The sequence below is a fragment of the Maribacter forsetii DSM 18668 genome, assembly GCF_000744105.1.
Classification (GTDB): Bacteria; Bacteroidota; Bacteroidia; order Flavobacteriales; family Flavobacteriaceae; genus Maribacter; species Maribacter forsetii.
Genome location: NZ_JQLH01000001.1, coordinates 242,434 through 256,970, shown reverse-complemented (window position 1 = coordinate 256,970; position 14,537 = coordinate 242,434). Strand labels below are relative to the sequence as shown.

Below are 14,537 nucleotides of genomic sequence, written 5' to 3'. Positions count from 1 at the left end.
AAAAAAATTAAAACTGATTGAAATTTTAAGGCTTTTTTTAGACTAACCAGTCTGTAACCTTAAAATTTTGTCAGATCCCATGTCAAAAAAAGGAAGATAAACGGACTTTACAGTGAGTTTATGGGTTTAATATTAAGGTAGCACAATTTAAATTTGTTTAAAACCAACCAACTAGTCTAAAACTGACATATTGACCTAAGGTAAGAGATTTCGTATGTTTTAAATTTATAATTATGCATTCTTAGAAAACCTTTGCTATATTTTTACGTAAGTTTAACAACGAGAAAGAAAATTGAATTGAATTCACTAGGTGCTACAGCTATATTGGTATTTGCTAATTCCGCTAAGGAAGATTTAGCCAATAAGGGTATTGCCCAAGGTGAACAGTTGTTTAACATTCTTACCACAGCCACACTTCGTAAAGCAAAAAATACAGGTTTGCCTGTTTTTCATTTTTCTGATGAAAACCAAATTGGCAACAATTTTGGCGAACGTTTCACGAATGCCATAGCTTCAGTATTTGAAAAGGGTTTTACAAGTGTTATTACCATAGGGAACGATACTCCGCACTTAAAAACACAACAACTTAAACATACCGCCAAGCAATTGGCAAAGGGCAAGTCTGTTATTGGACCATCTATTGATGGCGGTTTTTATCTTTTAGGTTTACAAAAATCAAATTTTGAGATAAGCGAATTTCAAAACCTACCTTGGCAACGCTTTGGCTTGTACCACAAAATTACCATGTGGCTACAAGAAGAATCAACAGCATTGGTGAAATTGCCCGTTTTACAGGATCTGGATACTGAAAAAGATCTAAAAGCTATTTTATCATTCTCAAAAGACCTGCCAACTACCTTGCTATTGGTGATAATAGCATTATTACGAATAAACAGAAGTCTATACTACACTAACCAGCACTTCTTTAGTCTATTTCTAAATAGTTTTCTATATAACAAGGGCTCGCCTTTAGTTTCATTTATCTAGACCCCCCTTTATCCAATAGTTGGATAAATGAAAAACCAGTCGAAAAACTATATATGAAACACTTATTACTAGTGTTGACCTTGTTTATATGTACTATGGTCAATGCTCAAGAAACAATTACCGGTACTGTAAAAGATACCGATGGAAACACCATACCTTATGTCAACATTGTTTTGTCTGGCACGCTAAACGGCACTACCACTAACGAAAACGGCATATATATCATTGATGTACCCAATCTTTCCGGTGCTCTTGAATTTTCCGTTTTAGGGTATGAAACCAAAATAATAACCATAAATAATAGACGAACAATTGATATAGTTCTAGGAGATTCTTCCCAAATCTTAGATGAAGTGGTATTAACGGCTTTAGGTCTAAAACGAGAAACAAAAGAATTAGGTTATGTAGTTCAAAGCTTAGACGCAAAAGGAGTTACAGAGGTAAAATCGGTCAATTTTCTAGACAACCTTTCGGGTAAGCTTGCTGGTGTTACTATAAACCAAGGTGCTACCGGAGTAGGGTCTTCCTCTAAAATTACCATTCGTGGTGAAGCTTCTTTCTCTAACAATAATCCGTTGTTTATAGTTGACGGCGTTCCAATCAATAACAATTCGGTCTTCAATTTTACGAATGAGGCAGCAGCCGGATTTCAAGAAATAGATTTTGGAAACGGTGCTATGGATGTGAATCCTGATGATATTGCAGAAGTTTCGGTTTTAAAAGGACCTAGTGCGGCGGCTCTTTATGGAACAAGAGCATCTAATGGCGTTATTATCATAGAAACCAAAAGCGGAAAAAATTCAAAAGGATTAGGCGTTAGCTACAATACTAGTTTCTTTGTGGATTCTGCATTTCAACTACCAGATTTTCAGAATGAATACGGACAAGGAAATTCTGGTGAGTTTGCTTTTGTGGACGGATTAGGTGGTGGAACAAATGATTTGATTACCTATAGTTGGGGACCACGTTTAGATGTTGGTAACTTAATTCCTCAGTATGATAGTCCGGTTACCTTGCCAGATGGTACGGTAGTACGTGGTGGTGACACTGCTCTTTATAACGGTATAGCCATTACCCCCACAGAATTTAAATCGAATCCTAATAACCTTAAGAATTTCTACGAAACGGGTACTACATTGATTAATAACATTGCAATATCTAACGGATTTGATACAGGTAATTACCGTCTCTCCTTTACAGATTTACGAAGCGAATCTATTATTCCAGGAGTAAATCTTGACCGCCAAACTATAGGTACAAGACTAAATTTTGAACCTATTGATAAACTGCGTATAAATTCCTCTATCAGTTATATTAATTCTAGTAGCGACAACAGACCTTCTAATGGTTATGGATCTGAAAATGCCAATTACTCTTTGGTAGCTTGGGGACCAAGGTCATTAAATATTGAAAACTTAAAAAACTATTGGCAACCAGGTTTAGAGGGCTTACAACAGTATTCTTATAATTATACGTTTTTTGATAATCCGTATTTCATTCTTAATGAAAATAGAAACTCCTTTAATAGGGACAGGGTATTCGGAAATATTTCAGCTAGCTATGACATTACAGATCATTTAACGGCAACAGTTAGATCGGGGATGGATTATTCAAGTGAATTACGCCAACTGCGCAGAGCCTATAGTTCTAATCGATTTGTAAATGGTGGTTATGCCGAGCATGATGTATTTTTTAGGGAAATAAACACTGATTTCTTATTAAATTATACCAATCAATTCAATGATTTAAGTGTAGATGTTTCTTTAGGCGGAAACAGATTAGACCAAAAAGCATTTACCTCACAAGCGCAAACCACGAGTTTGGCGCAACCGGGTATTTTTAGGTTATCTAATGCAGCTTCACCAATTGAAGTTTTCGAATTTGAATCTAATAAGCGAATCAACAGTTTTTACGGCTTGGCAAAATTTGGATACAAAGACTTCCTTTTCTTGGATGTTACAGGAAGAAACGATTGGTCTAGTGCATTGGCTACTCCGTTTTCCGTAGATAATACGTCATTCTTTTATCCATCTGCATCCAGTAGTTTTATATTATCGCAAGTGGTTGATTTACCTAAGGCCGTTTCATTTGCAAAACTAAGGGCAAGTTGGGCACAAGTAGGTAATGACACTGATCCCTACCAAACTACAAGTGCTTTTGTAGCACAAACTCCTTTTAATGGGCAACCAACTTTCAGTAACTCAAACACTATAGCAAACGCAAATCTTCAACCAGAATTAACCTCTTCATTTGAAGTAGGTGCAGATGTACGTTTGTTTGGAGACCAATTAAGATTAGATGTTTCTTACTATAACGCATTGACCAAAGATCAAATTATTTCATTACCTATAGGTATATCTTCCGGGTATACACAACAAGTAGTTAATGGTGGTGAAGTTCGTTCTAAAGGTGTAGAGATTATTTTGGGTATATCACCGGTTATAAGTCAAGATTTTAAATGGAACAGCACCTTAAATTTTAGTACAAATAGGTCTACTGTAGAAAGCTTACCACAAGATGAAGGTCGATTGACATTGGCATACTCCAGAATTTACAACAGTCAAAACCAAACGGTATTTTTACAGGCAGAAGAAGGTGGTCGCGTAGGTGATCTATATGGAACCGGATACTTAAAAAATGAAAATGGAGATTTCATTTTAACCGATGAGGGTAGATATATACCGGACAATGAACTGCAAAAATTAGGGAATTACAATCCTGATTTTATGCTCGGCTTCAATAACCAATTCAATTATAAAAACTGGAATATGGGATTCCTTTTCGATTGGCGACAAGGCGGAATCATTGTATCTAGAACAAGGGCATTGGGTAACGTTGGTGGTCAGCTAGCAGAAACAGCAGACAGACCTGAGGCAGGTATTGTACCCGAAGGAGTTGTAAATACTGGTACTGCAGATAATCCGGTGTATACACAAAATACCGTTGCAGTAACGGCAGAAAGTTATTACAGGCAATTTTATGATCGAAACCATGAAGAGAACAATACGTATGATGCATCCTTTTTAAAGCTACGCCAACTATCTATTGGTTATACGTTTAACAATCTTAGCCTGTTCAACCAAGATGCTACGTTGAGTTTATCATTAATAGGAAAGAACCTATTTGCTATAACAGAGAATCCGCATTTTGACCCAGAACAATTAGCTGTACAAGGGCAGGGATTTATCAGCGGTGTTGAAGATATGTCATACGCCACCACAAGAAGCATAGGTTTTAAAGCCGGATTTAATTTTTAAGAAAAAGAAAATGAAACATATATATAGCATTCTAGTCTTATTGTTGGTCATTGGCTGCACAAAAGACTTTGAAGAAATTAATACAAACACCAACGATCCCGTTACCGTACAACCTAGTCTTTTGTTAAGACAGGTAATTTATGACTATGGGGAGCAAATGTCATATGAAGGTTTTACTGCAGGTAATCTGTTGGGCCAATATAGTACCGCTCTAGACTTTAACTTATTTGACCGTCATGATTTAAAATCTCCGCAATTAGGTGGAAACCCATGGCCTATATTCTATCAGAATTTACGAGACAATGAAATTATATTGAATTTGTCTCAAGAGAATGCGGCGTATGCTGTGTATGAAGGGCCAGCAAGAATTATGAAAGCGTATATGGCAGCTGGTTTAACAGATTTATTCGGTGATGTCCCGTATTCAGAAGCATTTCAAGGAGATACAGAAACTGTTACTCCGTCCTATGACACTCAGGAGTCAATTTATATGGATGAAGGAGGAATATTTGATAATCTTGATAAGGGAATTTTAGCCATTCAGAATTATTCAGGTACCATAGCTTTAGAGGGAGACATTCTCTTTAATGGTGATTTAGACGGATGGATACGTTTTGCAAATTCCTTGAAAATTAAATATCTAATGCGAGTTTCAAGCAAAATAGATGTGGCCTCACAACTACAAGCAATTGTCGCAGAAGGCAATTTTATAGATGATAATAGCGCAAATGCCATTTTCAACTTTACCGATGGCGAACCAAATAGTTTTAGGTTGGCACAACTTAGGGTCGGCGATTTTAATAATTATGTGCTTTCTGAAACGATGGATGAAATTCTAACCAACTTAAACGATCCACGAATTGCACGCTTATACCAACCTTTTGCCAATAGTACAGATGGCGGTTATAACGGACTATTAAATGGAATCGATGCCTCTGCCGGAGTATCGTTAGCTGATTACTCTTTATTGGGTACTATTTTCAGAGAGAATACAGGGCTTTTAGATGCTAATTTTATGTCCAGCATGGAAACTCACTTTCTATTAGCTGAAGCTGCACAACAAGGGCTTATTTCCGCCGACACGGAACCCCTTTACAATACGGGGGTAACTCAAGCTTTTGAATACTGGCAAGTGGAGCTTCCTGAAGATTATTTATCTGTTGACGCAGCGTTAAATAATGGCGACCCTTTAGAGAATATCATTACTCAAAAATGGATTGCAAATAGCATAAACGGTTATGAAGGTTGGGTAGAATATAGAAGGACAGGTTTTCCGCAATTGAAAACAATTTCTGCTAGTTTGAACAATGATTTGATTCCCATACGCATGCCTTACCCTGCTGAGGAAGAAGCTTTAAATAATGCCAATTATACCGCAGCTTCAAATAACACGGAAGGCAATAGTATTAATGTTGCAGTTTGGTGGGATGAGCAATAGTTAGGAGTTAGGAGTTAGGAGTTAGGAAAAAAATAAATTTATGACTGAGGTACAAATTTGGCAATGGGGATTGGTGATCACATCTAGTTTGATGCTGTTCTTTCTTTCTCCATGGGCAAAAGATACCAATCAGTTTTTTAAAGCCGTTCAAAAGAAGAAAGCACCCAACACATTTATGCTAATGGGTAGTTTGATCATTTCTTGGATATTCGCCAAGAGTATAACCAATGCCGCAAATTTAGGATTGGATTTCGGTATTGTTGGTGGTGTAGCCTATGCAGGCTATTATTTATCATTTGCCGTGGCAGGTATCGTCATTTATAAAATGAGGCTGCATGGTAAGTATACTAGCATACATGATTTTTTATCCTCTAAATTTGGCAAAACTGCGGTAACTGTTTTTTCCATTCTTATTGCATTTCGTTTGTTCAATGAAGTATGGAGCAACACTATGGTTATTGGTTCTTACTTTGGTGATATGGGTACGAGCTCATACTATTGGTCCATTTTAATATTTACGGCACTAACTTTGTCCTATGTATTGAAAGGTGGTATGAGCAGCTCTATTTTTACCGATGTTGTCCAAATGGGACTTTTTTCAGTGTTATTAGCGGTAATATTGTTCACTATTTTTGGAAATGACAATGCAATAGATACTACAGAAGTACTTAATTCTGGGGTTTGGTCTTTTGAAACTGGACTAAATTTATTGTTTGCTGCCTTGCTACAATCTTTCAGTTATCCCTTTCATGATCCTGTATTAACAGATAGAGGTTTTATTAGTAGTCCGAAAGTAACATTGAAAAGCTTTTTATGGGCAAGTGTACTTGGAGCTATTTGCATTGTTCTATTCAGCATTATAGGTGTTTATGCCCAATCTCAAGGTATGCAAGGTCAAGCGGCTGTTCAAGTTGGTAAGGCTTTTGGAACAATGATTTTACTGGTCATCAACTTCATCATGATCACATCCGCAGCATCCACATTAGATTCTACATTTTCATCATTTTCCAAATTATTGGCTCTTGACCTAAACCTTGGAAACACGGTTAAATTCGGTCGGTGGTCTATGGTAGCTGTTGCGGTTTTGGGTACGGTTCCGGTCTTTTTAGATGCTGAAATATTATCTGCCACCACCATTAGCGGAACTATGGTCATCGGTTTAACCCCCGTTTTTTTATTTTGGAAAGGTAGTGCTCCTAAAATCAGTTTTCATTTAAGTGTTTTCTGTGGATTGTTATTCGGTTTTTTATTGATTTTCAATTGGTTTCCAGATAGCTTAATATTTACCACTGGCAAGTATGCCAATTTATTATGGATTAATTTTTGGGGCATTTTATGTTGCCTATTCGTTTATATGATACCTACATGGATAAAGAAATAAAACATATGGGCACAAAATCTGGAAAGCTATTGCTTTTTGGAGGAGTGTATAGTAACCTTCAGGCTTTGGAGAAATTGATTTCCATTTCTGAAGAAGCAGGAATTAGACCAGAGAATTGTATAAGTACAGGAGATCTTACCGGTTACTGCGCACAACCTGAAGAAACGGTACAGCTATTTCAAAAATGGGGTGCACTTACTATTGCTGGTAATGTAGAATTACAACTTGCCAATGATAGCGAAGATTGTGGGTGCGATTTTAAAAGTGGTAGCCGTTGTGACGATTTCTCAAAAATGTGGTTTCCCTATACTAAAGGGCATTTATCACAACAATCTTTAGATTGGATGAAGCAAATTCCAGAATACTTAAGTTTTGATTATGGGAACAAAAAAGTAACGGTAGTTCATGGCAACTATGGTAATACATCAGAATTTGTATTTAAATCAAACGCTACAGAAAGTAAAGAAGGTTGTTTTCAAGAGACTAAAAGTGATATCATTGTTGCGGGGCATTGTGGCTTGCCATTTCATCAAACCATAAAAGAGAAGGTATGGCTGAACCCTGGTGTAATAGGTATGCCGGCAAATGATGGCACTACTCGCGTATGGTATATGATCTTGAATATTGAGGGTGGTGAAGTTACTTACGCCCATCACTCTTTTGAATATGAGGCTGAAACCGCGCAGAAATTAATGTATAAAAACCATTTACCAGAAGCCTACGGCGATACACTTACCTCTGGCATTTGGGACAATATGGAAATACTTCCCGAACTGGAAAAAATGGGACAGGGAATTCCGATTCATTTTAACCAAGAACAAAAAGATTCAATAAAACCTAAAAAACAAAAAAAGATGGCAAATACGTACTACGATCCAGCAGATTTAAGAAAATTCGGAAAAATTACAGAGTGGAGTGAAGAGCTTGGAACTAAATTTTTTGATTATTATGGTAAAGTTTTCGAAGAAGGCGCACTAAGCGCTAGAGAAAAATCTCTAATTGCGTTAGCAGTGTCTCATGTAGTAAAGTGTCCGTATTGCATAGATGCGTATACCAAAGACGGTTTGCAAAAAGGAATTACGAAAGAAGAAATGATGGAAGCCGTTCATGTAGGTGCTGCCATAGAAAGCGGTGCAACATTGGTTCATGGTGTACAAATGATGAATAAGTACAATAAATTGTCAATGTAATGCCCCCTAACCCCCAAAGGGGGAATAAATAGAATTGCTATCTACTAAAAAAGAAATTTAAATAGGTTGAATTGTTTAACGCTCGTGATAAAAATTAACGAACAACTGACAACCATCAACCATCAACAAAAAAAGAATGGCTACAAAATCATTAAAAGCGAAAGGGAACGATTTAGCGGTTTCCAACAAGCAGTTAGAAATATTGAACGGAGGCATATTTGCTGATGGCGAGCTTCCTTATTTTAAAGATAAAATTGCAGACATAGGGCATTTTCCTTTACGCCCAAAAAAGCTGGAAATCTTACAAATTAACGTAGGTTACATGTGTAATCAGGTTTGTGAGCATTGCCACGTAGATGCTGGTCCTGATCGTAAAGAGATTATGACCCGTGAAACTATGCAGCAATGTTTAGAGGTGATTAAAAATACAGGTGCGCATACCTTAGATTTAACCGGTGGTGCACCAGAAATGAATCCTGATTTTGAATGGTTTGTAGAAGAAGCTGCCAAAGCCGGAATCAAAGATTTTATAGTTCGTTCTAACTTGACGATAATAAGAGCAAATAAGAAATACTATCACCTACCGGATTTCTTTAAAAAACACAACGTCCATGTTATTTCTTCAATGCCACACTATACCCGTGGAAAAACGGATAAGCAAAGAGGAGACGGAGTTTTTGACAAATCGATAAAGGCATTACAAGAATTGAACGAAAGAGGGTATGGCATGCCAGGTAGCGATTTACGATTGGATTTAGTATATAATCCATCTGGAGCGTATTTGCCGGGAGATCAGGCTGCGATGGAGAAGGATTTCAAAAAAGCCTTAAAAGAAGATTTTGATATTCAGTTCCATAACCTTTTTGCCATTACCAATTTACCTATTGCACGTTTCTTGGACTACTTGATAGCATCGGAGAATTACGAAGATTACATGTATGCATTAGTGGAAGCTTATAATCCGTCTGCAGTAGCAAACGTAATGTGTACCAATACCATTTCCATAAGTTGGGATGGTTGGTTGTACGATTGTGACTTTAACCAAATGTTAGATTTAAAAGTAGCCAGTAAGGTAAAACATATTAAAGATTATAATGAGGACTTATTGAACGATAGAAACATCATTATATCCCAACACTGTTATGGCTGTACAGCAGGCGCCGGTAGTAGCTGCCAAGGTACCGTTGCATAATACAATTAGAAATGAAATTTCAGAACCGTTTGATAATTTATATTGAACGGTTTTTTTGTTTTTGGCTACCTACTAATAGTATTATCCAACCAGATACACCAACTACAGAACTGACCACTTGGTTTGTTTAATAGTATAAAAAAGATGTTATACACCGACAAAATAGACGTTTATCGAAAAAATAAGCATCTAATCCATAAATTCTGAGGTTCTTTAACTCTCCCACGTTCTATAAAAAGACCATATGGTCAGTTTTACCCAAATCTCCATATTATGAACAAGAGTTTAAAGCGCATGGCTACCATGCAACGTTTACAGAACACAGGGTTAGAATTGTTTTATGCCCAAGGGTATTATGACACTAGCGTAGATGATATTCTTAAAAAACTAAACCTTTCTAAAGGGGCTTTTTATTATCATTTTGATTCTAAAGAAGACTTCTTTGTTCAAATTATACAGAACTTATTGGCTCGTAAAGTATACAGCATGTTAATTGAACCTATTGAAGGCCACGATAATCCTTTAACTTTAATTACCAAATGTTTTGACGATGCTATGGAAACCGCTGTTCATAACGAAATGGACTATGGTTTTATTCTTAGCAACTTCTTATCTGAATTTAACGGAAAGAACGATGTAATCATGAAGCATTTAAATGAAATTGTAACGGTATGGGAAGTAAACTTGGTAACCACTTTACAGAAAGGAAAATTTAATGGATACCTAGATAGACATGTCGATTGTGAAGCTGCCGCCACTTTTTTAATGAGTTCATATTTCGGAGTACGTACATTAATGACCAGTTCAGCACCAGCTGCCAAAAAATACAGATTCATGTCTCAGCTACGTCAATACTTTAAAAGTATAGAAGCCAAGCCTGTTAATTCTTAAACTTAAATACTTAAAACTTCCCTTATTTTCTGGACGATAGTTTCCGGTCGGATAGTTTCCATAGACTTATCATATCCATCCGGGTATTTATTTCCATAAATTGAGGTGGGAATGGCAGGATATTTTTTCCTGTCCGATAAAAGTGCGAAATGCTCTGGCTGATTAAAAGGCGAAAAACCTGCATACGGATGTGTAACGCCCCATATTGTTACGGTTGGCACACCAAACATTGCAGCTAAATGGGCATTCCCACTATCCATCGCTAACATTAACTGAAGATTAGATATTAAGCTCAATTCGTCTGAAAATGACAATTTGCCTGCTGCATTATGGCAATTGTTGAACTGAGCATCCCATTTGCTCAAAACTTCTATTTCCTTCTCTCCTCCGCCAAACAATACGATTTGATAGTTATTGGAAGAATTTAATGAGAATAGCACTTCTTCCATCAGCTCATGTGGATACATTTTTCCGCTAAAAGCGGCAAAAGGGGCAATACCAATTAGAGGTCTTGCCTTGTTATCTTTTAAATACGACACATTTTCAGGGATAGCTCTTTTTTGCAAGGTTTCCATCTCTGATTTAGCAATTGGGTAGCCCAACTTACCGAACACCTCAGCATAGCGCTCAAAAGTGGTTTTTAAAGGGATAAAAGATGATCTCTGAGGATTAACCAATTCCTTTTTTGCAACCCTACCCTTATCAATTTGGATAAATGGAATCGAAGAAAGTTTAAAGTACTGTTTTAAAATTGTACTTCGCAGTACATTGTGAATATCTGCAACTGCATCAATATGCAAGGGTTTTAATTCTTTGTATAATTTCCAAAGTCCTAAAACACCTTTATGTTTTCCTTTTACATCGGCATTATATACCCTTACATTAGGTATGCCAGCAAAAAATGGCGCAGTAAAAGGTTTGGTTAAAACGGTAATTTTTACTCCAGGATATTTATTAATGATACCCAAAATAACAGGAACGGTCATAGCCACATCACCCATAGCGGATAATCTTATAACCAGAATATGTTTAGGGTTATTTGTTACCACGAAGGATGGGGTTTAGTTCCTCATCATTATACATCTTCATCTGCTTGTACACCTTCATATATTTAGCACCACTTTCAATATCGGCAAGTAATTGGTCTATGGCAGAAGAAAGATCGTTTTTCTGTTCAAGCAAAACTTCCAATTTAGCTTGACATTTTTCGCGGTGTTCTAAAGAAGCATCTGCTCTAGTAGCTTCTTCCGCCATATGATAAATTTTCAATGCTAAAATAGAAAGTCGGTCAATTGCCCAAGCAGGACTTTCTGTATTAATAGTAGCGTCTGAATCAACATTTACCGATTGGTATTTTTTAAGAAAATAACTATCAATAAATTCTACCAAGTCTGTTCTATCTTGATTACTTGCATCAATCTTACGCTTTAGTCCCAAAGCGTCATCAGGATTAATATCAGGATTTCTTATTATATCTTCATAATGCCATTGCACTGTATCTATCCAGTTCTTTCTATATAATAAGTGTTCAATATCCTCTTTTGAATATGGATTAACAAAACTCTGATATACATCATCTTTGATGTGGTACTTTTCAATACTCTTATTAAATATATTAAATGCGAACTCGCTAAACATAAGTGCCTTTTTTACAAAGATAAAGCTTAAAGATGTAACCTATAGTTTTGTTACAAAAACTATGATAGGCACCATAATACTTGCTATTAGTATCAGCTCTAAAAATTTTGGTTTTTTAATGGATTGTAAATAATTAACTATAAAAACCACAGAAGGAAAAAAGGTAATCATAACCGCGTTGTTATTATCCGAAGTAACAAGAATGTTAACGACTAAACCAATGACAAAAGAAAATGCAATTAAACGCAGCGTTATAACTTTACCAACACCAGATTTACTTAGGTTAACAAATGCCGAAAATGCTAATGCCATATTCAAGAGTGCATATAGGGTCATTTTTAAACTAGTCCACAATTTTATTGGAAATATAGCGTCATAATCAATAGCAAAATCGTAATGATCTAGAATAAAATTTGGTTTATCCAGCAACACTAAAATACCGTAGAGTATCATAAAAAAACAGAATCCTACAGATAATAAAACCAGCCAGTTTCTTATATTTTTTGGGTCATAAATATAAATAGCTGCAAAAACTAACAATAAGTATAACAGAGCCCATTCATAAAATACACTTGAAATACAAATCCAAAGTCCGGCATCGAAAATTTTAAGTTTTATATTTTTCAGAGACTTGATACTTAAAAGACGTCTCATGGCCAAAAGCAGAAAAAAGCTAGTAAAAATTGCATTATTGTCACCCAAGGTCTCTGGAAATACAACAAATAATAGCGTAAAAAACAAAATAGCAAATGAATTGGTACCCGTGAGTTTATTACGTTTAACCACAAAGTCAACAACGAAAACACTAAAAAGAAGAATCGTTAAAATACCGATTGACGGGGCAATTTCTACATTGCTCATCGATAAATTGAATAAGTAAAATTGAACCGACCAATAGAAAAGAAACAAAAAAACCAGAAGAATAATGAAATTCACCGGTTTTGTTTTCTCAAAAATGCTTGAAATCATCTAAGCTTTTTATATTTTTGCTTGTAAATATAGTAATAAGATGAAATCATTTTTTGAAGGTATCGCAGATTTGTTCGTAAATGTACTATTTGCACCGTTAGATTTTTTACGTTTTACAGATAGCTGGGCATTGTCAAATATCTTAAACTGGATATTTATGTTAATAGGTTCAGTAGCATTTGTGTATTGGATGCTTGAGTTAAAGAAATACAATGATGAAGGAGAAGAAGATACATCAAGTACTTCTCACTCTTACTTATAATATTAAATCAATTATCGGTTTTTAATAAATAAAACCGATAATTGACTATTCCTTAAAGATCGAAACCTAGATCTTTTCTATAGTTCATTCCTTCAAAGGAAAGCTTCTCTACATTTTTATACGATTTTGACAGTGCCGATTTAAAATCAGTACCGAAGGAAGTAATTGCCATTACTCTACCACCGTTAGTAACTACTTTACCCTCTTTAAGCGTAGTACCAGCGTGAAATACTAAAGATTCGCTAATAGCATCTATACCTGTAATTTCTTTTCCTTTCTCGTAAGAACCAGGATATCCACCGGATACTGTCATAACGGTTGTTGCTGTTCTTTCATCTAGCTTTAAATCAACCTCTGATAGTTTTTGATCAGCAACCGCTTTTAACAATTCTACCATATCGTTTTGTATACGTGGTAAAACCACTTCAGTTTCCGGATCGCCCATTCTAACGTTATATTCAATAACCTTAGGATCTTCACCAACTTTTATAAGTCCGATAAAAATAAAACCTTTATAAGGCATATTATCCTTTTTAAGCCCTTCTACGGTAGGTTTTACAATTCGCTGCTCAATCTTATCCATAAAGTCCTTATTCGCGAAAGGAACCGGAGAAATAGCCCCCATACCACCAGTATTGAGTCCGGTATCACCCTCACCTATTCTTTTATAGTCTTTAGCAGTGGGTAGAACCTTATAGCTATCACCATCCGTTAGTACAAAAACGCTTAATTCAATACCATCAAGAAACTCTTCAATGACAACTGTTGTACTAGCAGCACCAAATTTTTTATCAACCAACATTGATTTTAGTTCAACCTTGGCTTCGTTTAAGTCATTGAGAATAACTACACCTTTACCAGCAGCCAACCCGTCAGCTTTTAAAACGAATGGTGGATTCAGTTCTTCTAAAAACTTAAATCCATCTTCAACAGTTTCTGCAGTAAAACTTTTATACTGAGCGGTAGGAATTTGATGACGCATCATAAACTCCTTCGCAAACTCTTTACTACCTTCAAGAGTAGCAGCTAATTTTTCAGGACCGATAACTGCAACATTTTTTAATTCTTTATCGTTAAGAAAAATATCATGAATTCCGTTTACCAAAGGATCTTCAGGACCTACCATAACAAGTTGAATATTCTCCTTTAAAACCAATTCTTTAATAGCTTCAAAATCATTTACACCAATTGGTACATTAGTGGCAATTTTCTCAGTACCGGCATTTCCCGGTGCAACAAATAGTTTAGAAAGTTTTTTACTTTGTGCCAATTTCCAAGCAAAAGTATGCTCACGACCACCTGATCCTAAAATTAAAATATTCATTTTGTCAA

General features: G+C 35.9%; 12 protein-coding genes and 1 pseudogene. 9 read left to right on the top strand and 4 right to left on the bottom strand.

Annotated elements, in window-relative coordinates; all coding sequences use genetic code 11:
* The first annotated feature begins 297 nt into the window (after positions 1–297).
* The 8 genes and pseudogenes from P177_RS01090 (at position 298) to P177_RS01060 (ending at position 10,336) form a co-directional block, all read left to right on the top strand.
* Positions 298–987, top strand: coding sequence for a TIGR04282 family arsenosugar biosynthesis glycosyltransferase (locus tag P177_RS01090; RefSeq protein ID WP_036150976.1), 690 nt, complete (start codon positions 298–300; stop codon positions 985–987).
* A gap of 53 nt (positions 988–1,040) precedes the next feature.
* Entirely contained in the window at positions 1,041–4,244 is a 3,204-nt protein-coding gene (locus P177_RS01085) for a SusC/RagA family TonB-linked outer membrane protein (protein WP_036150973.1), read from the top strand.
* Positions 4,245–4,254: 10 nt separating this feature from the next.
* Complete coding sequence (locus tag P177_RS01080; RefSeq protein ID WP_036150970.1) at positions 4,255–5,682, top strand: SusD/RagB family nutrient-binding outer membrane lipoprotein; 1,428 nt, start codon at positions 4,255–4,257, stop codon at positions 5,680–5,682.
* Between the two features lie 40 nt (positions 5,683–5,722).
* A complete protein-coding gene (locus P177_RS01075; RefSeq protein WP_036150968.1) occupies positions 5,723–7,063 on the top strand; it encodes a sodium:solute symporter family transporter in 1,341 nt (446 codons plus the stop codon).
* Positions 7,018–7,680: pseudogene (locus P177_RS01070) on the top strand (metallophosphoesterase family protein); the annotation flags it as partial. The gene P177_RS01075 and the pseudogene P177_RS01070, both read left to right, overlap by 46 nt.
* Positions 7,681–7,917: 237 nt before the next feature.
* Positions 7,918–8,253: an arsenosugar biosynthesis-associated peroxidase-like protein gene (locus P177_RS19580; RefSeq protein ID WP_081819435.1), complete on the top strand. Its 336-nt coding sequence runs from the start codon at positions 7,918–7,920 to the stop codon at positions 8,251–8,253.
* 136 nt (positions 8,254–8,389) lie between these two features.
* Entirely contained in the window at positions 8,390–9,445 is a 1,056-nt protein-coding gene (gene arsS / locus P177_RS01065) for an arsenosugar biosynthesis radical SAM (seleno)protein ArsS (RefSeq protein ID WP_036150966.1), read from the top strand.
* A 273-nt stretch (positions 9,446–9,718) separates the two neighbouring features.
* Complete coding sequence (locus P177_RS01060; RefSeq protein WP_036150964.1) at positions 9,719–10,336, top strand: TetR/AcrR family transcriptional regulator; 618 nt, start codon at positions 9,719–9,721, stop codon at positions 10,334–10,336.
* A gap of 2 nt (positions 10,337–10,338) precedes the next feature.
* On the opposite strand, the gene P177_RS01055 is transcribed toward P177_RS01060, so the two are convergent.
* The 3 genes from P177_RS01055 to P177_RS01045 are packed head-to-tail and all read right to left on the bottom strand — an operon-like array spanning position 10,339 to position 12,835.
* On the bottom strand, positions 10,339–11,385 hold the full coding sequence (locus P177_RS01055; protein ID WP_316930768.1) for a glycosyltransferase family 9 protein: 1,047 nt from the start codon (positions 11,383–11,385) through the stop codon (positions 10,339–10,341).
* Positions 11,372–11,974: a DUF4254 domain-containing protein gene (locus tag P177_RS01050; RefSeq protein WP_036150961.1), complete on the bottom strand. Its 603-nt coding sequence runs from the start codon at positions 11,972–11,974 to the stop codon at positions 11,372–11,374. Before P177_RS01050 ends, P177_RS01055 begins: the two co-directional genes overlap by 14 nt.
* A 39-nt stretch (positions 11,975–12,013) precedes the next feature.
* A complete protein-coding gene (locus tag P177_RS01045) occupies positions 12,014–12,835 on the bottom strand; it encodes a DUF6427 family protein (RefSeq protein WP_394330700.1) in 822 nt (273 codons plus the stop codon).
* A gap of 148 nt (positions 12,836–12,983) precedes the next feature.
* On the opposite strand from P177_RS01045, the gene P177_RS01040 reads away from it, so the two are divergent.
* Complete coding sequence (locus P177_RS01040; RefSeq protein ID WP_036150956.1) at positions 12,984–13,205, top strand: DUF6341 family protein; 222 nt, start codon at positions 12,984–12,986, stop codon at positions 13,203–13,205.
* 52 nt (positions 13,206–13,257) lie between these two features.
* Here the strand turns inward: P177_RS01040 and purD are convergent, their stop codons facing one another.
* The gene (purD, locus tag P177_RS01035; protein WP_036150953.1) at positions 13,258–14,529 is read right to left on the bottom strand and encodes a phosphoribosylamine--glycine ligase; all 1,272 of its coding nucleotides are present in this window, start codon (positions 14,527–14,529) and stop codon (positions 13,258–13,260) included.
* Positions 14,530–14,537 lie beyond the last annotated feature (8 nt).

What these genes read in the sequence shown, in the direction of transcription:
- P177_RS01085 (WP_036150973.1), top strand. Translation starts at nt 1,041, where the DNA reads ATGAAACACTTATTACTAGTGTTGACCTTGTTTATATGTACTATGGTC.
- P177_RS01080 (WP_036150970.1), top strand. Translation starts at nt 4,255, where the DNA reads ATGAAACATATATATAGCATTCTAGTCTTATTGTTGGTCATTGGCTGC.
- P177_RS01075 (WP_036150968.1), top strand. Translation starts at nt 5,723, where the DNA reads ATGACTGAGGTACAAATTTGGCAATGGGGATTGGTGATCACATCTAGT.
- P177_RS19580 (WP_081819435.1), top strand. Translation starts at nt 7,918, where the DNA reads ATGGCAAATACGTACTACGATCCAGCAGATTTAAGAAAATTCGGAAAA.
- arsS (WP_036150966.1), top strand. Translation starts at nt 8,390, where the DNA reads ATGGCTACAAAATCATTAAAAGCGAAAGGGAACGATTTAGCGGTTTCC.
- P177_RS01060 (WP_036150964.1), top strand. Translation starts at nt 9,719, where the DNA reads ATGAACAAGAGTTTAAAGCGCATGGCTACCATGCAACGTTTACAGAAC.
- P177_RS01050 (WP_036150961.1), bottom strand. Translation starts at nt 11,974, where the DNA reads ATGTTTAGCGAGTTCGCATTTAATATATTTAATAAGAGTATTGAAAAG.
- P177_RS01045 (WP_394330700.1), bottom strand. Translation starts at nt 12,835, where the DNA reads ATGAGCAATGTAGAAATTGCCCCGTCAATCGGTATTTTAACGATTCTT.
- P177_RS01040 (WP_036150956.1), top strand. Translation starts at nt 12,984, where the DNA reads ATGAAATCATTTTTTGAAGGTATCGCAGATTTGTTCGTAAATGTACTA.
- purD (WP_036150953.1), bottom strand. Translation starts at nt 14,529, where the DNA reads ATGAATATTTTAATTTTAGGATCAGGTGGTCGTGAGCATACTTTTGCT.